Origin of the sequence: Agromyces sp. PvR057 (assembly GCF_040547485.1) — a bacterium.
Taxonomy (GTDB): domain Bacteria; phylum Actinomycetota; class Actinomycetes; order Actinomycetales; family Microbacteriaceae; genus Agromyces.
On sequence record NZ_JBEPPT010000004.1, the window covers coordinates 89,405 to 112,154 of the forward strand.

Below are 22,750 nucleotides of genomic sequence, written 5' to 3' on the forward strand. Positions count from 1 at the left end.
GGGTTAAAGTCTTGCCGAGTATGCAATTCCTGTGTTCGAAGGTATGCGGATCGCGCGCGTCGTGCGGCAAGGCACGCGGGCGTGTCGCGAACCCTTCGTCTCGATTGGGGCGCACGACGAGCGGGATGCTCGAACGAGCCTCCGATCACATCGTGACCGGACTCATCGGCGCTGAGACATCGTACAGCGACACCGAGCCCGGTGGCGCCGCCCGCATGAGGTCGTCGAGCACGTCGGCCTTCAGGCCCGAATCCTGCGCGCTGCCCCACACGACCTTCGCGTCGCCGATCTGCAACGTCACGTCGTCCGCGGTCTCAGCAGACGCCGCCGTCAGCTGCATCCTGATCTCCGCAGGCAGGCTGCGCACGACGCCGGCGACCGCCCGGAATCCGTCGCCGGTCACACCCCCGTCGACCGTGATGAGCGGCTGGCCCTCCGGCCTGGCCTCGGGTCGCTCCATGACCACGCCCGCCGCGTCGACGAGCACGAGCCCGTCGTCGGCCTCGATCACCCCGACGGGCGTGCGTTCCACGATGCGCACGACGAGGGTGTCAGGCGGAACGGCCTCGGTCTGGTAGGTCTCGATGAGCGGGAACCCGGACATCGCCTTCTGCACGCCGGCGCGGTCGATGAGGGCGAGCGGCGTGCCGAGGATCGGTCCGAACGCCGCTTCGACCTCCGCGGCCGGAACCCGCGAAGCACCCTCGACACGGACCTCGCGGAGCGCCATGACCGGCGAGTAGGCGCCGATCAGCACCACGCCGACGAGCAGTCCGACCGCTCCCAGCGCGATGCCCCACCCCAGCCTGCGCCGCCTCGTGCGAACGGTGAACCTGCGCACCTCGGCGCGCTCGTACCTGCGCCGCTCGCGCGTGGCCCTGGCCAGTGCGCGCCGCGCCGCCCATCCGCTCGGCGGAGACGCCCCTTCGGCCGCGTCGGCGGCAGCCCCGGCATCCGGAGCCGCCTCCGCAGCCGGATGCGATGCGGGCCGCGGTTCGGCAGGCCGGGCACCGGACGTGCCTGGCCCGCCGGGGACCATGCCCGCCAGGGCGTCGATCGGCACGGGGCCGATCGGCACGGGGTCGATGGCCTCGGTGGGCATCGCGCCGGATGTCGCAGGCGGCGGCGACGCGGCATCCGCTCGCCGTCGATCGGCGGCGCTGCGCTTCTGGGGCGCGGGCGTCGGCGAGGGCGCGGCCCCCGGCCTGCGCGGCTGCGTGCCGCTCGCGGCCTGGCGCGGTTGCGCCGGCCGATCGAATCCCTGCGGCCGCTTCACGCGGCGGGGGTCCTCACCCGAGCTCGCGTTCGAGCGAGCCGAGCAGCTGCGGCACGATGCGGTAGACGTCGCCGCAGCCGAGCGTGATGACGAAGTCGCCCTCGCGGGCGATCTGCGCCGTGTGGTCGGCGGCGGCCTGCCAATCGGCGATGAAGGAGACGTGCTCGGGGTGGGCGAACCGCTCGCTGACCAGCGCGCCCGTGACCCCTGGCACCGGGTCTTCACGCGCGCCGTAGACGTCGAGCACGACGGTCTCGTCGGCGTACTGCTCGAGCACCTCGGCGAACTCCTGCGCGAAGGCCTGCGTGCGGCTGTAGGTGTGCGGCTGGTGCACGGCGATGATGCGGCCGGGGCCGACGACAGTCCGGGCCGCGGCGAGGGCCGCGGCGACCTCCGTCGGGTGGTGCGCGTAGTCGTCGTAGACGCTGACACCGCCGACCGTGCCGTGCAGCTCGAACCGGCGCCCCGTGCCGGCGAACCTCGCGATGCCGGCGAGGGCCGCAGCGGGGTCGAACCCGAGTCCGGTGAGCACGGCGAACGCGCCCGCCGCGTTGATCGCGTTGTGGTGACCGGGGATCGCGAGGCGCGCACGGTAGGTCGCGCCCTCGTAGTCGACCGCGAACGCGACGGGACCGTCGGTGACGATCGAGTGCACGCGCACCGTGGCGTCCGCCGCCTCGCCGAACGTGACGATGCGCGCATGCGAGAGCCGCTCGCGCACGCGCGTCGCTCCGGCGTCGTCGCTCGAGATGACGACGAACTCGCGCGCGCGGTCGGCGAACTCGACGAACGCCTGCTCGAAGGCCTCCCGCGAGCCGTAGTGGTCGAGGTGGTCGGGGTCGACGTTCGTGATGAGGGCGACGGAGGTGTCGTAGAGCAGGAACGATCCGTCGGACTCGTCGGCCTCGACGACGAAGAGTTCGCCCTCCCCGGATGCCGAGCTGACGCCGAGGTCGGCGAGCACCCCGCCGTTCACGAACGTGGGATCGGCGTCGAGCGCGAGCAGGCCCGTGACGATCATGCCGGTCGACGTCGTCTTGCCGTGCGCGCCCGCGACCGACACGAGCCGCTGGCCCGCGATGAGCGCGGCCAGTGCCTGCGAGCGGTGCAGGACCGGCAACCCGCGCGAGAGGGCCAGCTGGTACTCGGGGTTGTCCTGCCAGAGGGCACCCGTGACGACGACCGTGTCGATGTCGTCGCCGAGGTTCGCCGCGTCGTGGCCGATCGCGATCTCGGCGCCGAGCTCGCGGAGCGCGCCGATGTTCGCCGAGTCGCGCACGTCCGAGCCCGTGACCCGGTGGCCGGCGCCGAGGAACAGGCGGGCGATGCCGCTCATGCCCGAGCCGCCGATGCCGACGAAGTGCACGGCGCCGAGGTCGGACGGGATCGGGGTGGACGGATCGGGCTTGATGGTCACGGCATTGCTTTCTCTGGGCTCTGGGCTGTGCTGCGCCGGCCGGCGTCGACGGGCTGCGGCCGAAGGTTCGAGGTGGCGGATGCCGCGGCATCCGTCATCTCAACGTTACGCGTCTGCGACGGTGCCGTCGGCATCCGCGCCGAGGGCGGCCTCGATGAGGTCGAGCATGCGGTCGGTGCCGTCGCGCCGACCGACGGATGCCGCGGCGACCGCCATGCGGGCCACCTGCCCCTGGTCGGCGAGCAGCGGCAGCACCTGCTCCCCCAGCCATTCGGGCGTGAAGTCGGCGTCGTCGACGAGGATCCCGCCGCCCGCCTCGACGACGTCGGCCGCATTGAAGCGCTGCTCGCCGTTGCCGACCGGGTAGGGCACGAGGACGGAGGGGATGCCGAGGGCGGCGAGTTCGCTCACGGTCGCCGCCCCGGCTCGGGAGACGGCGAAGTCCGCGACCGAGAGCGCGAGGTCCATGCGATCGGCGTACTCGAGCATGCGGTAGTCGGGGATCCCCGGATCGCTCACGTCGGAGTTCGCTCCGGTGATGTGCAGCACCTGCCAGCCCGCCGCCGTCAGCGCCTCGGCCGAGGCCGTCACGGTGCGGTTGATGCGGCGGGCGCCGAGCGACCCGCCGGTCGCGAGGAGCACCGGCCGTTCGGGATCGAGCCCGAAGAACTCGGCGGCGGGTCGTCGGAGCACGGCGCGGTCGAGCAGCTCGATCTCGCGGCGCAGCGGCATGCCGACGACCTCCGCGTGGCGGAGCGGCGTGCCGCTGAACGCCACGCCGACGGTCTCGGCCCAGCGGGAGCCGAGGCGGTTCGCGAGTCCGGGCCTGGCGTTCGCCTCGTGGATCGCCACGGGGACGCCCATACGGCGCGCCGCGAGATAGGCGGGGGTCGAGACGTATCCGCCGAATCCGACGACGATGTCGACGCCCCGTTCGGCGATGATCGAGCGCACATCCGCGATGGAATCGCGGAACCGCTTCGGGAACCGCACCGCGGCACCGTTCGGGCGACGCGGGAACGGCACCTTCGCAATGGTCAGCAGTTCGTAGCCGCGGGCGGGCACGAGGCGCGACTCGAGGCCCTCGGCCGTGCCGAGGACGAGGACCTCGGCGGTCGCGTCGCGTTCGCGCAGCCGGTCGGCGACGGCGAGCAGGGGGTTCACGTGGCCGGCGGTGCCGCCGCCGGCCAACAGGTAGACGGTCATCGGGTGCGCCCGGCCGTCGACCGGGTGTTCGCACGGGCCGCCGCGCGCGCCGCGGCGCGCGCGGTCGCCGCTGGATCGCGGGCGACCGACAGCACGACGCCGATCGCGAACAGGGTCGTCACGAGCGCGGTCCCGCCTGCGGAGACGAGCGGGAGGGGAACGCCGAGAACGGGGAAGACACCAAGCACGACACCGATGTTGACACATGCCTGGCCGATGACCCACACCATGACCGCCGCCGTGACCGTCTTCGCGAAGGGCGTCTGCGCCGAACGAAGCACGCGCGCGAACGCGACGGCGAGCAGCACGAACAGGGCGATCACGACGATGGCCCCGATCAGGCCGAGTTCCTCGCCGATGATCGCGAAGATGAAGTCGTTGTCGGCGGCGGGCAGCCACGACCACTTCGCCGTGGAGTTGCCGAGGCCGACGCCGAAGACCCCGCCGTTCGCGAGCGCGAAGCGCCCGTGCTGGATCTGCCAGCAGTCGTCGCCCGAGCCCTGTTCGCAGTTCTCCTGGAGGAACGCGGTGATGCGCCGCATGCGGTTGTCGCTCGAGACCGCCACGACCACGAACACCGCCGCGCTCAGCAGCACGGGCGGCAGCAGGAGGCGGAACCTGACCCCGATGAGGAACAGCGTGCCCAGCAGCATCGCGCCCATGATCATGACGGTTCCGAGGTCGCCGCCGATGAGCACGAGGCCGATCGCGCCACCGCCGACGAGGAGGATCGGCATCACGCCCTTGCCGAGGTCGCCGAGGTACGCCTGCTTCTTCGTGACGATGAGGCCGAGCCAGATGACGAGCGCGACCTTGATGAGCTCGGATGGCTGGAACTGGATGGGCCCCAGCGCGAGCCAGTTCGTGTTGCCGCCGACCTCGATGCCGAGGGGCGTCGCCACCACGAGCACCTGCATCACGCACGCCGCGAGCAGCAAGGGCCACGCGAGGCGGAGCCAGAAGCGTTCGGGCATGCGGCTCGCGATGAGCATGAGCGGCACGCCGATCAGCGCGAACGTGCCCTGCCGCGCCGCCTGGTCGAAGAATCCGCCGTCCTCCAGGCGCGACTCGACGGTCGACGAGGAGAGCACCATGACGAGACCGAACAGCACGAGGAACACGACCGTGCTGAGCAGCAGCACGTAGTCCTTCGACTCGACGCGGAAGACCCTGCCGAGGCGGATGCGGGCGGCGACGCCCCCGCGCTCAGGATCCGGGGTCGGAGTCGTTCGGGGCGGTGTCGTGCGGGGCGGAGTCGCCATCCGCCTCACCTTCCAATCGTGCTCGTACCGCTTGCTGGAACCGACGGCCCCGATCGGCGTAGTCGGCGAACTGGTCCATCGAGGCGGCAGCCGGCGCCAGGAGCACCGTGTCCCCGTCTTCGGCGATCGACTCGGCGAAGGCGACGGCCAGCGCCATGACGCTTCCAGTGTCATCGGCGTCGACCTCGAACACCGGCACGTCGCTCGCGTGTCGAGCGAACGCCTCGATGAGCGCCGACCGATCGACGCCGATCACGACGGCCGCGCGGAGGCGGCCGACGTGCGCCGTGACGAGCCCGTCGACGTCGACGCCCTTCAGGAGTCCGCCGACGATCCAGACGACCCTGGGGTACGCCGCGAGCGACGCCTCGGCCGCGTGCGGGTTCGTGGCCTTCGAGTCGTCGACCCAGCGGATGCCGCCGGCCACCGCCACGGTCTGGATGCGGTGCGCGTCGAGGCTGAACTCGCCGAGCGCGTCGTGGATCACGCCGACCGGGACGCCGACGGCGCGCACGAGCGCCGACGCGGCGAGGATGTTGGCCACGATGTGCGGCGCCCCGAGCCCGCGGGGCTCGAGTTCGGCGACCGTGGTGATCTCGAGCGCCGACGAGTGCCGCTCCTCGAGGAACGCGCGATCGCAGAGGATGCCCTCGACGACGCCGAAGTCGCTGGGGCCTGGCGTGTCGAGTCCGAAGCCGATCGCACGGGCGCCGTCTTCGACCTCCGCCTCCTCGACCATGCGCCGCGTGGCCTCGTCGGCCCGGTTGTAGACGCACGCGACGCGCGTGTTCGCGTAGACCTTCGCCTTGGCGGCGCGGTAGGCATCGGCCGAGCCGTGCCAGTCGAGGTGGTCGTCGGCCACGTTCAGGCAGACGCTCGCGACCGGATGCAGCGCCCCAGCGCCCTCGGTCGGCAGCGCGTGCAGCTGGTAGCTGGAGAGCTCGACGACGAGCACGTCGAAACCGCCCGGATCGCGCACCGCGTCGAGCACCGGCACGCCGATGTTGCCGCACGGTGCCGCCCGCAGGCCGTTCGCCGCGAGGAGGGTCGCCGCGAGCTGCGTGGTCGTGGTCTTGCCGTTCGTGCCGGTGACGAGGATCCAGTCGGCGGCGCGCACCTTGTCGCGCACCCGCCAGGCGAGCTCGATATCGCCCCAGACGGGCACCGGCGAGGCGGCCGCCCACTCGAGCACGGCGTTGTCGGGGTGGAATCCGGGCGAGGCGACGACCAGCTCGGGCGCGAACGCCGCGACCTCGTCCGGCACCGCGTCGAGCGGATGCCGCAGCACCCGCACCCCGATGATGTCGAGGATGCGCGCGCGGTCGTCGTCGACGTTCGTGGCCGCCAGCAGCACGTCGGCGCCGAGCTCCGCGAGTGTGTCGGCGACCGCGAACCCGGTGACGCCCGCGCCGAGCACGAGCACCCGGAGGCCGCCCCATTCGGCGTGCCAGCTCGTCAGGGAGTCGAGGCGGCCGCCTGCGGCATCCGCCTCGCTCATCGCTGGAGCCACTCGAAGTAGAAGGCGCCGGTGCCAGCGGCCACGAACATGCCGGCGATCAGCCAGAAGCGCACGACGATCGTGACCTCGGCCCAGCCCTTCAACTCGAAGTGATGGTGGATCGGACTCATCAGGAAGATGCGTTTGCCTCCGGTGAGCTTGAAGTACGCGCGCTGCACGATGACCGAGCCCGTCTCGATGACGAAGATGCCGCCGATGAGCAGCAGGAGCAGCTCGGTGTGGCTGAGGATCGCGAGCGCGGCGAGGGCGCCGCCCAGCGCCAGCGAACCCGTGTCTCCCATGTAGATCTTGGCGGGATTCGTGTTCCACCAGAGGAACCCGATGAGTCCGCCGACGATCGCCGACGCGACGATCGCGATGTCGAGCGGATCGCGGACGTCGTAGCAGCGGTACGCATCGGCCTGGTTGAGGCTCTCGCCGAAGCACGACTGGTTGAACTGCCAGAAGCCGATGATGACGAACGACCCGATCGCGAGCACCGATGCGCCGCCGGCGAGGCCGTCGAGTCCGTCGGTGACGTTGACGGCGTTCGAGGTGCCGGCCGTGATGAGGCAGATCCAGACGACGTAGATGATCGTGCCCGCGATGGTGCCGAAGACCATGAAGTCGAGCGGCAGGTCGCGGATGAACGAGATGTTCGTGCTGGCGGGCGTGACGCTCTCGGCGTTCGGGAAGTTGATCGCGAGCAGCGCGAAGGCGGCGGCGACCGCCGTCTGCCCCGCGACCTTCGCCCATCCGCCGAGCCCGAGGCTCTGCTTCTTGCGGGTCTTCAGGAAGTCGTCGAGGAAGCCGACCAGGCCGAGTCCGACCATCATGAACAGCACGAGGAGCCCGGTCGCCGTCGGCTTCTCGTTGCTCAGCAGCAGCGTCGCCCCGAAGTAGCCGAACAGCGTGCCGAGAATGAAGACGATGCCGCCCATCGTGGGCGTGCCCCGCTTGACGTGATGGCTCTGCGGCCCGTCGTCGCGGATGAACTGGCCCCACCCGAGCTTCACGAAGAGCCGGATGAACAGGGGGGTCAGAAACAGCGTGAAGGCGAGCGACAACGCGCCGGCGCTCAGAAGTGCTCTCACGAGAACCATTCTCCCAGTCGGTCGCCGAGGTGGCGAAGGCCCGCCGAGTTCGAGGATTTCACCAGCACGGTGTCACCGGGCCTGACGGAGGCGACGACGAGGTCGTACGCCTCGTCGGAGGTCTCCACGAAGGCGGACTCGCCGTCCCACGAGCCCTCGTTGATCGCCGTGATGTGCAGGCGCCTGGCACCCTGCCCGACGATGACGAGCTGCGAGACGCCGAGGCGCACGGCGAGCAGGCCGATGCGGTCGTGCTCCTCGCCCGAGAACTCCCCCAGCTCGCTCATCTCGCCGAGCACGGCGATCGTGCGCGTGCCCGGCGCCTTGACCTGCGCGAGCGTCTTCAACGCCGCGCTCATCGAGTCGGGGCTCGCGTTGTACGCGTCGTTGATCACCGTCACGCCGTCGCGGCCGCCCATGACCTGCATGCGCCAGCGCTCGGCCAGCGTGACCTGCTCGAGTGCCGCGACCACGTCGGCGAGGGCGACGCCGAGTTCGACGGATGCCGCGACGGTCGCCAGCGCGTTCATCACGTGGTGCTCGCCGAGCACCCCGAAACGCACCTGTGCGGACTCGCCGCCGGGCACGTGCACCATGAACTCCGTGCCGCGTGCGTGCACGACGACGTCGGTCGCGCGCACGTCGGCGGCGGCCCCGAGGCCGAAGGTGACGATCCGTGCGCTCGTGAGCGCCGCCATGGGGGCCACGCGGGGGTCGTCGAGGTTCAGCACCGCGACATCCGTCGGCAGCAGGTCGGTGACCATCTCGGACTTCGCGAGCACGGTCTGCTCGATGCCGCCGAACTCGCCGGCGTGGGCGAGGCCGACCTTCAGGACGATGCCGATGTCGGGCCGGGCCATGCGCACGAGGCGCGCGATCTCGCCGACGCCCGACGCACCCATCTCGGCCACCAGGAAGCGGGTGTCTTGCGCGAGCGAGAGCATCGTGATCGGCGCACCGACCTCGTTGTTGTACGACGCACGGGCGGCCACCGTCGGGCCGACGTGCTCGAGCACTGCGCGCAGGAGGTTCTTCGTCGTCGTCTTGCCGTTCGAGCCGGTGACGCCGATGATCTTGAGGTCGCCGGTCGCGCGGACGCGCGCGACGACCTCGGTCGCGAGGTCGCCGAGCGCGACGACCGAGTCGTCGACGACGATCTGCGGAACCTCGAGGTCGAGCTCGTGCTCGACGACGAGCAGCGCCGCGCCCTGCTCTGCTGCGGCAGGCGCGAAGCGGTGTCCGTCGTCGAACTCGCCGCGCTTGGCGAAGAACACGTCGCCGGGCGCGATCTCACGTGAATCGGTGGTCACGGTGCCGGCGACGCGGGTCGCGGACGTGGCATCCGTCGTGCGCAGCCGAAGCGACCCGCCGATCGCCGAGGCGATCTCGTCGAGGCTGAGGGAGATCATGCGAGCCACCCGGCTTCGCGGAGCGCTGCGCGCGCGTCGTCTCGTGCTGAGTAGGGGATCTTGACGCCTTTCACTTCGTGGTAGTCCTCGTGGCCCGGGCCGGCGTAGAGGATCGCATCGCCGTCGCCCGCGAGGGCGAGCGCGGCACGGAATGCGGCGCGCGGGTCGGCGATCTCGTGGAGCTCGCGGTCGGGTACCGCGGCTCGAGCACCCTCGATGAGCGCCGCGCGGATGGCCGCGGGGTCCTCCCATCGCGGGTGGAAGTCGGTGATCACGACCGCGTCGGCACCGCGCGCGGCGATGGCGCCCATGTCGGCGCGCTTCGTCGTGTCGCGGTCGCCGTCGGCGCCGAACACCATGACGACCTTGCCGGTCGTCGTGCGGCGGATCGCGTCGAGCGTCTGCAGGAACGCGTCGGGGCTGTGCCCGTAGTCGATGTAGACGATGGGTCCGCGGTCGCCGGAGATGCGCTCGGCGCGACCGGGGATGTAGGCATCGATGCCGCCTGTGCCGAGCGCGGCCCCGATGCGCTCGAGGTCGTAGCCGGCCTCGACGAGCATGACGATCGCGAGTGCGGCGTTCGCGGCCATGTACCAGCCGAGGAGCGGCACCCGGGTCTCCAGCACGCGCCCTTCGGGACCCTCGAGCCGGAACGCGGTGAAGGCGGGCTGCTCGTCGAGCACCGTGAGGCGCCAGTCGGCGGCGACGTCGGGCCTGGTGGTCAGGGTCGTGACCGGGATGCGGGAGTCCTCGACCAGGCGGCGCCCCCACTCGGAGTCGACCGTCACGACGCCCCGGCGCGCGCGCTCGGGCTGGAACAGGTCGCGCTTGGCCTCGTAGTAGACATCCATCGACGCGTAGTCGTCGAGGTGGTCGTGCGTGAGGTTCGTGAAGCCCGCGATGTCGAACACGAGGCCGTCGACGCGGTGCCGCGACAGGGCCTGCGCCGAGACCTCGACGCCGACCGCGCGCACGTCGACCTCGCGCATGCGCGCGAGGAGCGCGTGCAGCTCGCTCGCCTCCGGCGTCGTCAGCGAGCTCGTCACGGCCTCGTCGCCGATGCGGCGCTCGGCGGTGGACGTGAGCCCGGCGACCACGCCGAGCTGGCGGAGGATGCCGAAGAGCAGGTAGACGACGCTCGTCTTGCCGTTCGTGCCGGTGACGGCGAACAGCGTCGCGGGGTTCTCGGCGGTGCGGTGGATCCATGCGGCGACGTCGCCGAGCGTGGCGCGCGCGTCGTCGGCGACGAGCACGGGCAGGCCAGAGTCGGCCGCGAGGTCGGCGCCCGCGGCATCCGTCAGCACCGCGACCGCGCCGGCGTCGCGCGCGGCGGCGGCGTACTGCGCACCGTGGGCGTTGCGCCCGGGCACGCCGACGTAGAGGTCGCCGGGGCGCACCGTGTTCGACGACAGCACGACACCGGTGACCTCGAGGTCGCCCGGATCGCCGCGCACCTCGAGTGCGAACGTCTCGGCCAGACCGCGAAGCGATCGCGGGGCGGGGTGCTGCGGCCGGAGGGCCGTCGGAGGCGATCCGGTCACGAACCCAACTTTCTCACCAGGTGGCTGGCAGGTCAGGCGCCGGAGCGCCGGATGGAATGGTCCGATACTTCTTCAGCACCTGGCTCATGACCTGCTGGAACACGGGAGCGGATGCGGCGGACGAATTCATCTTAACGGGATCCATGATGCTCACCGAAACGACGAACTCGGGATCGTCGGCCGGCGCGTAGCCCGAGACCGACACGAGGTACCCCGTCAGGTATCCGCCATTGCCGTCGGCGACCTGCGCGGTTCCGGTCTTCGCGGCGACTCGGTAGCCCGGGATGTTCCACTGATCGGCGAGCCAGCCCTGGGTGTAGACGTTCTCGAGCATCTCGCTCGTCTCGCGTGACGCCTGCTCGCTGATCACCCTGGTGCCCTTCACCTCGGGCGAGGTCGTCTCGCCCGCGGCGTCGGTGCAGCCCTCGACGAGTTGCACGGGCATGCGCACGCCGTCGTTCGCAATGGCCTGGTAGGCGCTCGCGATCTGCACGGCGGTGGTGGTCAGGCCCTGCCCGAACATGGTCGTGTACTTGGTCTGGTTGTCCCACTCCTCGGGGCCGCCGTGCAGGTCGCCGGACTCCTCGCCCGGGAACCCGACCTCGCTCACGCGGCCGAAGCCGAACTTCTGCATGTACTCGAACCGCGCCTGATCGGACATCTGCTCGCCGAACTTCGCGGTGGCGGTGTTCGACGAGTCGATCAGCGCACCCGTCAGCGTGTAGGGCGTGTCGTCGTGGTAGAAGCTGTCGCGGAAGTTCGCGCCGTTCGGCGCATCGTAGGAATAGGGCGCCACGACCTGGCTCAGCGGGTTCGCGATGCCGACGTCCTCGAGGGACGCCGCGGTGATGGCCTTGAACGTCGACCCCGGCTCGAAGGGCGCCGTGAACGTGCGGGATCCGCGATCGGCGTCGTCGGTGCCCGACGGGTTGTTGGGGTCGACGGTCGGCACGTCGGCCACGGCGAGCAGCTTGCCGGTCTTGGCCTCCATGACCGTCACGGTCGCCCACTGGGCGCCGACGGCGAGGCGCTGCGCCTCGGCGATGCGCTGCACCTCCCACTGCAGGTCGGAGTCGATCGTGAGCTGCAGCGTGCCGCCGTTCTTCGCCTCCTTGTGCACGACCTCGGTGCCGGGGATCTCGACCCAGTCCTGCAGGCTCGGGATGAACGTGACCTCGCCGTCCTCGCCGGCGAGGCACGCGTCCTGCCCGAGTTCGAGCCCGGCAAGGGCGTCGCCGTCGGTGCCGACGAAGCCGAGCAGGTTGCCCGCGACCGCGCCGTTCGGGTACCGGCGGCTGGGATGGGGGTAGCTGACCACCCAGGGGATGTCGAGCGCGCTGAGCTTCTCGTAGGTGTCGACGTCGACGAGCTTCGCCACGTAGGCGAAGTCCGAGTCGGGGTCGTCGGCGAGCTCCGAGGCGATGATGCCGAGCACCTGGTCGCCGGTGAGGCCGACGATCGCGCCGAGCTCGGCCGCGGTCTGCTCGAGCGGCACCTCGACCTGTTTCGTCTTGCTCGGATCGGCGGGGTCGGGCTCCTCGCGCATGATCTTGCTCTTCTGCGCGTTCTTCGGCGAGAGGGCGACGTCGTAGCGCATGACGCTGTCGGCGAGCACCGTGCCGTTGCGGTCGACGATGTCGCCTCTGGCACCGAACACCGTGATCGGCGCGGTCGAGCGCACCTCTTCGGCCTGCTCGTTCAGTGCCGACGCGCGCACCACCTGGATGTCGATCAGTCGTGCCACGAACAGCCCGACGAGCAGGACCAGCACGATGCCGGCCGCCAGGATCCGCCGCATCGGATGACGGCTGATGCGGTTCACCTGGATTCGCCTCCAGCGGTTCGGTGCGTCAATGGGTCGTGGGCGTCGGGAGCGAATCGCCCGCGGCCGGTGGCGCCGGCGCCACCGGCGGATCGGCCACGGGATCTCCGAGGCCGGCCCCCTGGCCGCCCACGGGTGCAGTCTCCCCCGCCTGCTGCTCCGTGACGAGCGGCACGCCGCTGATCAGCACATTCGGAACCAGCGCCCCGGATGCCCCGGCGCCACCGCTCGCGGCCGCAGGCTGTCCGAGCACGGCGCCGTCGCTGAGCCGCAGGAACACCGGGTTCGTGTTGGGCACCATGCCGAGCGCCTCGGCGTTCTGCGCCAGGTACTGCGGCGACTGCACCCGGTCGAGGTCCTCGGCGAGCGTCTGCTGCTGCCGCGACAGCTTCGCCTGGCTGAGCTCGTAGCCGTCGATCTCGTAGGCGCCCTGGGTGACGGCGATCGACAGCATCAACTGCGCGAGCGCGATGGCGAGGACACCGCCGACCGCGATGATCGCGTAGGCGAGGCGGGGCTTGGGCCTGGCGGCCCGATCGGGTGCCGGTCGCAGGATCTCGGGGATCCAGGCGCGGCGCCGGATCGGACTCGGTGCGCTCTGCGCGGGAAGGGCGCTCATGTCGCGCTCCTCACCCGTTCGGCGGCACGCAGCCGCACGGGCTTGGCACGCGGGTTCTCGGCCTGTTCGGCCTCGCTGGCGAGCTCGGCGCCCCTGACCAGCAGCTTGAACTGCGGGCGATGCTCGGGGAGCTCCATCGGCAGGTCGGCGGGTGCCGATGACGTCGAGGCGGCCTGGAGCACGCGCTTGACGATGCGGTCCTCGAGCGACTGGTAGGCGAGCACGACGATGCGACCGCCGACATTGAGCCCCTCGAGCGAGGCGGGCATCGCCCGCTGGAGCACCGAGAGCTCCTCGTTGACCTCGATGCGGAGGGCCTGGAAGACGCGCTTGGCCGGGTGCCCCTGCCGCTGCACGGCGACCGGCGTCGCATCGTGGATGATCGACACGAGCTCGGCGGAACGCAGGATCGGCTGCGTCTCGCGAGCCTTCACGATCGCCTTCGCGTACCTCGCGGAGAGCTTCTCCTCGCCGAAGTCCTGGAAGATGTGTCGCAGCTCGGTCTCGCTGTACGTGGCGATGATGTCGGCCGCCGTGCGTCCGGTCGTGCCGTCCATGCGCATGTCGAGCGGTGCGTCCTTCGAGTACGCGAACCCGCGCTCGGCCCGGTCGAGCTGCAGCGAGGAGACCCCGAGGTCCAAGAGCACGGCGTCGACCTGGCCGAAGCCCTCGGCCGCGATCGCGTCGAGGATGCCGTCGTACACCGTGTGCACGTAGCGTGCACGGTCGCCGAATCGCGCGAGTCGCTCGCGGGCGATCGCGAGCGCGTCGGTGTCGCGGTCGAGCCCGATGACCGTCAGGGACGGGAACCGCTCGAGCATCGCGGCCGTGTGGCCGCCCATGCCGAGCGTCGCGTCGACCGCCACGGCGCCGTCGCGGCGAAGGGCGGGTTCGAGGAGTTCGAGCGTGCGCTCGAGCATGACTGGGGTGTGGATGCGTTCGATGTCCATGATGCCTCCGGGATCGTGTCCGACGGATTCCGATCCCCATCCGTTCGTCCTGTTGCGGGGAAGTGCAGCAGGCGCGTACGGCTGGGAGTCGCAACCCGTCGACCTAGAAGAGCCCGGGAATCACCTCCTCCGCCGTCTCTGCGAAGGCCGCCTCCTGTTCGGCGAGGTACGTCTGCCACGCCGTGGCATCCCAGATCTCGACCCTGCTGCCGGCGCCGATGACCGTGAGGTCTCGACCGAGCCCCGCATAGCTGCGGAGCGTTGCAGGGACCGTGATCCGGTGCTGCTTGTCGGGGGTCTCCGCAGAGGCCCCTGAGAGGAAGACGCGCATGTAGTCGCGCGCCTGTTTGCTCGTCACCGGGGCTTGGCGGATCTTCTCGTTCATCTGCTCGAACTCCCGTGCACTGAACACGTAGATGCAGCGCTCCTGCCCGCGCGTGAGCACGAGACCGGTCGAGAGTTCGTCCCGGAATTTGGCCGGAAGAATGACGCGGCCCTTCTCGTCGAGCTTCGGCTCGTAGGTCCCGAGGAACACCGCACCACCCCCTTTCCTCCGACCAGGATCCAGGTACCCCCACTTTACTCCACTCTCATCCCCTGAGCAACGACACGCGGGCTATCGATGCCGAATAGCAGTGATCGATCCTTGAGAACATGCGGAATTCGGCGGTGGAGGACCGTGGAGGGATTCGACCCGAACAGGGGTCTGAGTGGGCGCGAACGGTCGCCGCGCGTGCTGGACCCGAGCGCTCGGGCGCTCCGGGCGCAGCGGGGATCAGCGCGAACGTCGCCGGATCAGGGCGGAAACGGCCCGGACACGACGAAACGGGCCGATCCGGAGGATCGACCCGTTCAACGGTGGAGGACGGTGGAGGGCTTAGTCGCCGCGCTCCTGGCGGCGGTCCCAACGCTCGTTGAGACGGTCCATGAAGCCGGCGGACTGGTTGCCCCGCGGCTTGCCGGTCGAGGGTGAGCCCTCTTCGGGCGCCGGAGCGGTCGCTCCGCGCTTGCCGGGCGTGATCGCCACGAGCACGCCCGCGAACATCATCGCGAACCCGAGGATGCCGACGATGAGCATCTGCAACGCGACGCCGGCGATCAACGCGCCGGCACCGATCACGGCGAGCAGGACCCCGAGCACGATCGCGCGGTAGTTCGGGCGCCGCCCACGGCCACCCCCGACCGCATGCACGAAGTCCGCATCGTTGCGATAGAGGTTCCGCTCCATCTCCTCGAGAAGACGTTGCTCCTGCTCTGAAAGCGGCATCTCTTTCCCCTCAGGCTCGGGACCGACGCATCCGGGCCCATTCTAGCGCCGCGCAGCCTCGCTAGGCTAGGCGGGTGACTCAAGGTTCTCGACTCGTCGATCTGGTTCAAACACGCATCGATGAGTTCCTCGATGAGCGCAGCACCATTCTCCGCTCGATCACACCCGAGCTGGAGCCGCTCGACCTGTTCTCAAGGCGGTTTCTCAGCGGAGGCAAGCGCTTCCGGGCCCTGTTCTGCTATTGGGGATGGGAGGCCGTCGGCGGACGCGGATTCGATCCCTTCGCCGACGGGTCCGAACGCGACCCGTTCCCCATCGTCTCGGCCGCCTCCGCGCTCGAGGTGTTCCACGCCGCGGCGCTCGTGCACGACGACATCATCGACAACTCCGACACCCGCAGAGGCGCACCGGCGGCCCATCGCCTCTTCGAACGACTGCACGCCGACGCCGGGTGGCTCCGCAGCAGCGACGAGTTCGGCCGGGCCTCGGCCATCCTGCTCGGCGACCTGCTGCTCGGCTGGAGCGACGAACTGCTCGACGAAGGCCTCGACGCCCTCGCCGACCGCAGCTCGGCCCGCGCCGCACGGGCGGAGTTCGTGCGCATGCGCACCGAGGTCACGGCGGGGCAGTACCTCGACATCCTCGCGGAGCAGTCCTGGCACACGCGGCCCGACGACGAGCAGCGTGCGACCGCCGAACGCGTGATCACCTACAAGGCGGCGAAGTACTCCGTCGAGTCCCCGCTCGCGCTCGGCGGCCTCATCGCGGGCGGCACGCCGGCCCAGATCCAGGCGCTGCGCGCGTTCGGACTCCCCCTCGGCATGGCCTACCAACTGCGCGACGACCTGCTCGGCGTCTTCGGCGACCCGAAGGTCACCGGCAAGCCGAGCGGCGACGACCTCCGCGAAGGCAAGCGCACCATGCTCATCGCGATCGCGCGCGAACGCCTCGCCGCCGGCCCTCGCACCCTGCTCGACGAGCTGATGGGCGATCCCGACCTCTCAGAGGAGCAGATCCGGATGCTGCAGCGCACCATCTCGGAGACGGGCGCCGTCGACGAGGTCGAGGCCATCATCGCGGGCGAGGTCGGTCGCGCACGCGAGGCCCTCGCCGACGCACCGCTCGGTTCCGCGGCGCGCACCGAACTCGCGTCGCTCGCGACGACCGTGAGCCGTCGCAGCAGCTGATCGACGGTGGGAGCCGATCGACGACGGCAGGATCAGAGCGCCTGCGCGACGCGCCTGACCTCGGCCTTGCGGCCCGCGAGCAGCGCATCGATGGGGCTGACACCGAGGCTGTCGTCGACGTTCAGCAGCCAATCCAGCGCCTCGGCGTCGCTGAACCCGCCATCGCCGAGCACCACGATCGTGCCGTGCAGCTCTGGCAGGGGATGACCGTCGCGGATGAAGACCGCCGGAACCTTGAGCACGCCGTCGACACGGGCGGCGAGCAGGTGGCGGTCGTCGATCAGACGACGCACCCGGCTCGGAGTCGAACCGAAGAGGTCGACGAGGTCGGGCACCGTCAGCCACTCGGGTGCGGTCGAATCGGGTGCGGTCGAGTCTGGTGCAGTCGCATCGGTCACCGCACCAGCCTAGCGAGAGCAGGGTTCAGGAGGGTACCCGTCCGGGGCCCTCCGATCGAGCCGCCATGCGCCCACGGCGAACGCGTCCCGCGACTCCCGGGGACACGCGCGCATGTCGTTGACACGCCTCCGCGCCTGTGGAACCGTGACGCCCAGTGCCGATGGGGGTCGGCCTGAGGGGGCAGCATGACGAACCGCGAAGCGCCGGCACCGGAGCCGCCGGAGCCCGCAGCAGGGCGAGCGCGATCGAACGCGCGCCGGCCACGCGGCATCCGTCGCCTCCTGACCCTGCCGGTCGCCGTCGTCGGGACCCTCGCCGTCACCCTCGGCATCGTGCAGCCGGCCGAGGCCGCCCCGCAGCCGGCGAAGCGGCTCACGAAGGCCAAGGCGACGAACGCCGAGACCCGCCGCACGGCCGTGGTCGCGGCGTCCGCCCCGCCGGCCGAGATCGTCGTCGCCGAGGGCGACACCATCAGCGGCATCGCGGAGCGGTACGGACTCGCGACCGCCGAGGTGCTCGCCGCGAACGGCCTCGGCTGGTCGAGCCTCATCTTCCCCGGACAGCGGTTGGCCCTGCCTGGCGCTTCGGCACCCGTCGCGCCGATGCCCGCGGCGGCCAGCGACATCCGGCGGCACACCGTCGCGGCCGGCGACACCATCAGCGGCATCGCCGAGCGCTACGGGCTGTCGACCCGCGACGTGCTGAGCGCGAACGGCCTCGGCTCCTCGAGCCTCATCTTCCCCGGCGAGTCGATCGTGCTGCCCAGCACGGGCGGTGCACCGGATGGCGCGGCGCAGTCCGAGGCGCCGGCGGCCGCGCCCGAACCGCCGCCCGCGGAACCCGTGCCCGCGGAGCCCATCGCTGCTGAGCCCGTCGCTGCGGAGCCCGTCGCGGTCGCCACCCCGGTTCCCGAGCCGGACCGGCCCGCCACCCTCACCGACGAGATGCGCGCGAACGCGCTGCTCGTCATCGAGGTCGGCCGGTCGATCGGCGTCTCCGACGACGGCATCGTCGTGGCGCTCGTCGCCGCGGCGCAGGAATCCGGGTTGCGCGACATCGACACCGGCGATCGCGACTCGCTCGGCCTGTTCCAGCAGCGGCCGAGCCAGGGCTGGGGCACGGTCGAACAGGTCTCGGACCCGGCCCACGCCGCACGCTCGTTCTACGGCGGCCCCGGCGGTCCGAACGTCGGCCGCGCCCCCGGGCTCCTCGACGTCGGCGGGTGGGAGGCGATGCCCGTCGCGGTCGCGGCGCAGGCCGTGCAGCACTCGGCGCACCCGGACCACTACGCGAAGTGGGAGACGGCGGCGCGCGTCTGGATCGCCGAACTCGGCTGACCGGCCCACGTGCCGCCGTCGGACCGCCGCCGCACCGCACCCGTTCGCATCACGAAGCGATTTCGATCCCAGCGCGGACGGTGTGTAGTCGGCCATCGGCATGCACGACTTCGTACACTCGTCTGGTGACCACTGCGCCCGCCGACCCGATGATCGGCCGTCTCATCGACGGCCGGTACCAGGTGCGCTCGCGCATCGCGCGCGGCGGCATGGCGACGGTGTACCTCGCGACCGACCTGCGGCTCGAGCGGCGCGTCGCGATCAAGATCATGCACGGCCACCTCGCCGACGACAACACGTTCAAGACGCGCTTCGTCCAGGAGGCGCGTTCGGCCGCGCGCCTCGCGCACCCCAACGTCGTCAACGTCTTCGATCAGGGCCAGGACTCCGACATGGCGTACCTCGTCATGGAGTACCTGCCCGGCATCACCCTGCGCGACCTGCTGAAGGACTACAAGCGGCTGACGCCCGAGCAGACCGTCGACATCCTCGACGCCGTGCTCGCCGGCCTCGCGGCAGCGCACAAGGCGGGCATCGTGCACCGCGACCTCAAGCCCGAGAACGTGCTGCTCGCCGACGACGGCCGCATCAAGCTCGGCGACTTCGGCCTCGCACGGGCCGCCAGTGCGAACACCGCAACCGGCCAGGCACTGCTCGGCACCATCGCGTACCTCTCCCCCGAACTCGTGACCCGCGGCGTCGCCGACGCCCGCAGCGACATCTACGCGGTCGGCATCATGGTCTACGAGATGCTCACGGGCGAACAGCCCTACGTCGGCGAGGCTCCGATGGCGATCGCCTACCAGCACGCCAACGACCAGGTGCCGATGCCGAGCACCAAGAACCCGAACGTGCCGGTCGAGCTCGACGAGCTCGTGGTCTGGTCGACGGCGCGTGACCCCGATGCCCGCCCACGCGACGCGAAGGAGATGCTCGACCGGCTCCGGCAGATCGAGCCGGAGATCCGCGGCGGGCAGCTGCACGTCACCCAGGCGACCACCGTGCTCACCGGCGCCGGTCTCGGTGCGGCCGGCATCACCGGCGCCTCGACCGCGGCCACGACCGTGCTCACCGGCACGGCACTGGCTCCGAAGCCGCTCGCCCCGTCCGCCGACCCTGCCTCCGATGCCGACGGCGGCGGTCCCGATGCCGCTGCACTCACTGATGCGGCCGCGCACCGGAGGCGACGCGGGTACTGGATCCTCGCCCTCGTGCTGCTGCTCACGGGCCTCGCGGCGGGCACCGGCTGGTACTTCGGCGCCGGCCCTGGTTCGTACGCGACCGTTCCCGCGATCGTCAACGAGACTCCCGCCGACGCCCAGGCGATGCTGGTCGACGCCGGCTTCGAGGTCACCGAGGCCCAGCGCAGCGACCCCGAGGTCGCCGAGGGCCGGGTGTCGGGCAGCGATCCGGCTCCGGGCGAGCAGGCGCAACGCGGATCGAAGCTCACGATGTACGTCTCCACCGGGCCCGCCATCATCGCCGTGCCGCAGGTCGTCGGCACGCCGGAGGCCGACGCTCGAACCCAGCTCGCCGAGTTCTCGGTGAACGAGAAGGCGATCGAGCAGTTCTCGGGCGACGTGCCCGACGGTTCCGTCATCGCCGTACTGACCGCCGACGGCGAACCCGTGCCCGATCAGTTCGCCGAGCGCGGCGAGCTGAGCCTCGTCGTCTCGGTCGGCGCCGTGCCGCCCGTCGAGGGCCTGCCCGTCGCCGAGGCAGAGTCCAAGCTCACCGCTGCCGGGCTCACCATCGAATACGCCGATGCGGTCTTCGACAACGAGGTGCCGAAGGACCACGTCAAGACCGCCGACTGGTCGGCCGACCCGATGGTCCCGGGCTCGAAGGTGGTCCTCACCGTGTCGAAGGGACCCGACCTCGTCGTCGTTCCCGCCGTGGTCGGCAAGACCGTCGCCGAAGCGAAGGACGAGCTCGAGGCGGCGGGGTTCGCCGTGAGCTACAGCCTCCCCGACGTGTTCCTCAACTTCGCCAAGGTCACCTCCATGGACCCCGCTGCGAACAGCGAGGCCCCCCGCGGTGCCACGATCACCCTTGTGGGCCAGCTCACGCTCTGACGCCCACGGACCGGCGCGCTCCGACGCTCGCCGGCCAGCGGTCGGCGTGGCTCCGCCCGCCGTCGCCTGCGCGGCGTGCATCGACGGCCGCCCGCCTCGGCTGCGCTGCGCGAAGCGAAGGCGCCGGAACGCGCCGGTGCCGGAAAACGCGCGTGCGCGGCATCCGTCCCTATGGACGAATGCCGCGCACGCGGATGGATCAGCGGGCCGAGAGCTCCTCGGCCACGAGGAAGGCGAGCTCGAGCGACTGCATGTGGTTCAGGCGCGGGTCGCAGAGCGACTCGTAGCGCGTCGCCAGGGATGCCTCGTCGAGGTGCTCGGAGCCGCCGAGGCACTCGGTGACGTCGTCACCGGTCAGCTCGACGTGGATGCCGCCCGGGAACGTGCCGGCGGCGCGATGCGCCTCGAAGAAGCCCTTGACCTCGTCGACGACGTCGTCGAAGCGACGCGTCTTGTAGCCGTTCGGCGTGGTGATGCCGTTGCCGTGCATCGGGTCGGTGACCCAGAGCGGCGTGGCATCGCTCGCCTTGACGGCTTCGAGCAGGGGCGGCAGCCCGTCGCGGATCTTCGTGGCACCCATGCGGGTGATGAAGGTGAGACGGCCGGGCTCGCGGTTCGGGTCGAGCTTGTCGATGAGCTCGAGCATGGTCTCGGGCGACGTGGTCGGGCCGAGCTTCACGCCGATCGGGTTGCGCACGCGCGAGAGGAAGTCGACGTGCGCGCCGTCGAGTTCGCGGGTGCGTTCGCCGATCCAGATGAAGTGCGCCGACGTGTCGTACGGCGTGCCGGTGCGCGAGTCGATGCGGGTCATCGGGCGCTCGTAGTCCATGAGCAGGCCCTCGTGCCCCGTGTAGAACTCGGTGTGCCTCAGCGACTCGAAGTCCGCGCCGCAGGCGTCCATGAACTTGATGGCGCGGTCGATATCGCGCGCCATGGTCTCGTAGCGCGCGTTCGCCGGGTTGGAGGCGAAGCCCTGGTTCCAGGCGTGCACCTGCCGAAGGTCGGCGAAGCCGCCCTGCGTGAACGCGCGGATGAGGTTCAGGGTCGATGCGGCCATGTGGTACCCGCGCACGAGACGGGCCGGGTCGGCGTTGCGTGACTCGGGCGTGAAGTCGTAGCCGTTCACGATGTCGCCACGGTAGGCGGGCAGCGTGACGTCGCCGCGGGTCTCGGTGTCGCTCGAGCGCGGCTTCGCGAACTGGCCCGCCATGCGGCCCATCTTCACGACCGGCATCGACGCGCCGTACGTCAGCACGACGGCCATCTGCAGCACGGTCTTGACGCGGTTGCGGATCTGGTCGGCCGTGGCGCCGGCGAAGGTCTCGGCGCAGTCGCCGCCCTGCAGCAGGAACGCCTCGCCGCGGGATGCGGCGGCGAGCCGCGCGCGCAGGTTGTCGACCTCGCCCGCGAACACCAGCGGCGGCAGCGTGGCCAGCTCTGCGGATGCCGCGGCCGCCGCTGCCGCGTCTGGCCACTGCGGCTGCTGCTTGATCGGCAGCGTTCGCCAATAGTCGAGGCCGTCGATCACGGAAGGATCTGCATTGACGACGGGCTCGACGAGCTGTACCACGGGTATGTCCTGAGGGGTTCGGGGCGCACGAGCGCCGGTGAAATGACGATCGGCGGCGCGAGCGCGCCACCGCATTTCCGAGCCTACCGCGATTGCGTGGCCCGTTGCTCCCGCACCGAACTGGCGTAGACGTCGACGTACTCCTGGCCGCTCAACGCGCGGAGCGAGTGCACGAGCTCGTCGGTCACGGAGCGCAACACGAACCGATCGCCCTCGAGTCCCTCGAAGCGCGTGAAGTCGATCGGCGAGCCGATCACGATGCCGATGCGGCGCACCTTCGGCAGTCGGGTGCCGATGGGCATGACCTTCTCGGTGTCGATCATCGCCACCGGGACGACCGGCACGCCGGCCTCGAGCACCATGCGCGCCACGCCGGTGCGACCTCGGTAGAGGCGCGCGTCGGGGCTGCGGGTGCCCTCGGGGTAGATGCCCAGGATGCCGCCGCCGCCCAGCACGCGGAGCCCCGTCTCGAGCGATGCCTCGGACGCCTTGCCGCCCGAGCGATCGATGGGCAGCTGCCCCGCCGCCTGGAAGAACATCTTCGTCGCCCAGCCCTTGAGGCCCTTGCCCGTGAAGTACTCGCTCTTGGCGAGGAACACGACCGGACGGTCGACGACGAGCGGGAGGAAGATCGAGTCGATGAAGGACAGGTGGTTGCTGGCGAGCACCACGGGGCCGTCCTTCGGCACGTTCTCGAGGCCGACGATCCACGGCCGGAAGATCGCGAGGAGGATCGGTCCGACCACGATGTGCTTCATGATCCAGTAGAACACCGCGCTGTCGCTCCTTCCGCTCGCCCGCTCAACCCTATCGCCGCAGCG

General features: G+C 70.8%; 19 protein-coding genes. 3 read left to right on the forward strand and 16 right to left on the reverse strand.

The features are described 5' to 3' along the window. Positions 1-145: 145 nt before the first annotated feature. The 13 genes from ABIC29_RS15055 to ABIC29_RS15115 form a co-directional block, all read right to left on the reverse strand. The gene (locus ABIC29_RS15055; RefSeq protein ID WP_354246625.1) at positions 146-1,276 is read right to left on the reverse strand and encodes a cell division protein FtsQ/DivIB; all 1,131 of its coding nucleotides are present in this window, start codon (positions 1,274-1,276) and stop codon (positions 146-148) included. A 13-nt stretch (positions 1,277-1,289) separates the two neighbouring features. Continuing rightward, on the reverse strand, positions 1,290-2,693 hold the full coding sequence (gene murC, locus ABIC29_RS15060) for a UDP-N-acetylmuramate--L-alanine ligase (protein ID WP_354246628.1): 1,404 nt from the start codon (positions 2,691-2,693) through the stop codon (positions 1,290-1,292). A 105-nt stretch (positions 2,694-2,798) separates the two neighbouring features. Beyond that, the gene (gene murG / locus ABIC29_RS15065; protein ID WP_116085126.1) at positions 2,799-3,899 is read right to left on the reverse strand and encodes an undecaprenyldiphospho-muramoylpentapeptide beta-N-acetylglucosaminyltransferase; all 1,101 of its coding nucleotides are present in this window, start codon (positions 3,897-3,899) and stop codon (positions 2,799-2,801) included. Next, positions 3,896-5,161, reverse strand: coding sequence for a putative lipid II flippase FtsW (ftsW, locus tag ABIC29_RS15070; protein ID WP_116085129.1), 1,266 nt, complete (start codon positions 5,159-5,161; stop codon positions 3,896-3,898). Before ftsW ends, murG begins: the two co-directional genes overlap by 4 nt. Continuing rightward, positions 5,106-6,659, reverse strand: a complete 1,554-nt coding sequence (gene murD, locus ABIC29_RS15075) for a UDP-N-acetylmuramoyl-L-alanine--D-glutamate ligase (RefSeq protein WP_354246631.1) — start codon at positions 6,657-6,659, stop codon at positions 5,106-5,108. Before murD ends, ftsW begins: the two co-directional genes overlap by 56 nt. Further along, positions 6,656-7,753, reverse strand: a complete 1,098-nt coding sequence (mraY, locus tag ABIC29_RS15080; RefSeq protein ID WP_116085499.1) for a phospho-N-acetylmuramoyl-pentapeptide-transferase — start codon at positions 7,751-7,753, stop codon at positions 6,656-6,658. The genes murD and mraY overlap by 4 nt, the downstream gene beginning before the upstream one ends. After that, a complete protein-coding gene (locus ABIC29_RS15085; protein ID WP_354246635.1) occupies positions 7,750-9,162 on the reverse strand; it encodes a UDP-N-acetylmuramoyl-tripeptide--D-alanyl-D-alanine ligase in 1,413 nt (470 codons plus the stop codon). The genes mraY and ABIC29_RS15085 overlap by 4 nt, the downstream gene beginning before the upstream one ends. Further along, positions 9,159-10,703, reverse strand: coding sequence for a Mur ligase family protein (locus ABIC29_RS15090; protein WP_116085134.1), 1,545 nt, complete (start codon positions 10,701-10,703; stop codon positions 9,159-9,161). The genes ABIC29_RS15085 and ABIC29_RS15090 overlap by 4 nt, the downstream gene beginning before the upstream one ends. Positions 10,704-10,716: 13 nt before the next feature. Next, the gene (locus ABIC29_RS15095) at positions 10,717-12,525 is read right to left on the reverse strand and encodes a peptidoglycan D,D-transpeptidase FtsI family protein (protein WP_354246639.1); all 1,809 of its coding nucleotides are present in this window, start codon (positions 12,523-12,525) and stop codon (positions 10,717-10,719) included. 28 nt (positions 12,526-12,553) lie between these two features. After that, entirely contained in the window at positions 12,554-13,144 is a 591-nt protein-coding gene (gene ftsL / locus ABIC29_RS15100) for a cell division protein FtsL (RefSeq protein WP_116085136.1), read from the reverse strand. After that, positions 13,141-14,094: a 16S rRNA (cytosine(1402)-N(4))-methyltransferase RsmH gene (rsmH, locus tag ABIC29_RS15105; protein ID WP_354246642.1), complete on the reverse strand. Its 954-nt coding sequence runs from the start codon at positions 14,092-14,094 to the stop codon at positions 13,141-13,143. Before rsmH ends, ftsL begins: the two co-directional genes overlap by 4 nt. Positions 14,095-14,197: 103 nt before the next feature. Next, entirely contained in the window at positions 14,198-14,629 is a 432-nt protein-coding gene (gene mraZ / locus ABIC29_RS15110; RefSeq protein WP_067877136.1) for a division/cell wall cluster transcriptional repressor MraZ, read from the reverse strand. 342 nt (positions 14,630-14,971) lie between these two features. After that, the gene (locus ABIC29_RS15115; RefSeq protein ID WP_116085142.1) at positions 14,972-15,361 is read right to left on the reverse strand and encodes an SCO2097 family morphological protein; all 390 of its coding nucleotides are present in this window, start codon (positions 15,359-15,361) and stop codon (positions 14,972-14,974) included. A 74-nt stretch (positions 15,362-15,435) separates the two neighbouring features. On the opposite strand from ABIC29_RS15115, the gene ABIC29_RS15120 reads away from it, so the two are divergent. Continuing rightward, positions 15,436-16,548, forward strand: coding sequence for a polyprenyl synthetase family protein (locus tag ABIC29_RS15120; RefSeq protein ID WP_116085145.1), 1,113 nt, complete (start codon positions 15,436-15,438; stop codon positions 16,546-16,548). 32 nt (positions 16,549-16,580) lie between these two features. On the opposite strand, the gene ABIC29_RS15125 is transcribed toward ABIC29_RS15120, so the two are convergent. Next, on the reverse strand, positions 16,581-16,946 hold the full coding sequence (locus tag ABIC29_RS15125; RefSeq protein ID WP_116085148.1) for an Rv2175c family DNA-binding protein: 366 nt from the start codon (positions 16,944-16,946) through the stop codon (positions 16,581-16,583). A gap of 186 nt (positions 16,947-17,132) precedes the next feature. Here ABIC29_RS15125 and ABIC29_RS15130 point away from each other — a divergent pair, with 186 nt between their 5' ends. Further along, entirely contained in the window at positions 17,133-18,284 is a 1,152-nt protein-coding gene (locus ABIC29_RS15130; protein WP_116085151.1) for a LysM peptidoglycan-binding domain-containing protein, read from the forward strand. 125 nt (positions 18,285-18,409) lie between these two features. Then, positions 18,410-20,359: a Stk1 family PASTA domain-containing Ser/Thr kinase gene (pknB, locus tag ABIC29_RS15135; protein WP_354246648.1), complete on the forward strand. Its 1,950-nt coding sequence runs from the start codon at positions 18,410-18,412 to the stop codon at positions 20,357-20,359. Positions 20,360-20,558: 199 nt separating this feature from the next. On the opposite strand, the gene ABIC29_RS15140 is transcribed toward pknB, so the two are convergent. Both ABIC29_RS15140 and ABIC29_RS15145 read right to left on the reverse strand, forming a co-directional pair. Further along, positions 20,559-21,887, reverse strand: a complete 1,329-nt coding sequence (locus ABIC29_RS15140) for a class II 3-deoxy-7-phosphoheptulonate synthase (RefSeq protein WP_354247029.1) — start codon at positions 21,885-21,887, stop codon at positions 20,559-20,561. Positions 21,888-22,012: 125 nt separating this feature from the next. Then, positions 22,013-22,702 (reverse strand): lysophospholipid acyltransferase family protein, encoded by a 690-nt coding sequence (locus ABIC29_RS15145; protein WP_116085158.1) that lies wholly within the window; start codon positions 22,700-22,702, stop codon positions 22,013-22,015. Positions 22,703-22,750: the final 48 nt, after the last annotated feature.

Bases quoted from the DNA above. Each gene is read 5' to 3' on its own strand.
- murG (WP_116085126.1), bottom strand. From the start codon at position 3,899: ATGACCGTCTACCTGTTGGCCGGCGGCGGCACCGCCGGCCACGTGAAC.
- ftsW (WP_116085129.1), bottom strand. From the start codon at position 5,161: ATGGCGACTCCGCCCCGCACGACACCGCCCCGAACGACTCCGACCCCG.
- murD (WP_354246631.1), bottom strand. From the start codon at position 6,659: ATGAGCGAGGCGGATGCCGCAGGCGGCCGCCTCGACTCCCTGACGAGC.
- ABIC29_RS15085 (WP_354246635.1), bottom strand. From the start codon at position 9,162: ATGATCTCCCTCAGCCTCGACGAGATCGCCTCGGCGATCGGCGGGTCG.
- ftsL (WP_116085136.1), bottom strand. From the start codon at position 13,144: ATGAGCGCCCTTCCCGCGCAGAGCGCACCGAGTCCGATCCGGCGCCGC.
- rsmH (WP_354246642.1), bottom strand. From the start codon at position 14,094: ATGGACATCGAACGCATCCACACCCCAGTCATGCTCGAGCGCACGCTC.
- ABIC29_RS15115 (WP_116085142.1), bottom strand. From the start codon at position 15,361: ATGCCGCTTTCAGAGCAGGAGCAACGTCTTCTCGAGGAGATGGAGCGG.
- ABIC29_RS15130 (WP_116085151.1), top strand. From the start codon at position 17,133: ATGACGAACCGCGAAGCGCCGGCACCGGAGCCGCCGGAGCCCGCAGCA.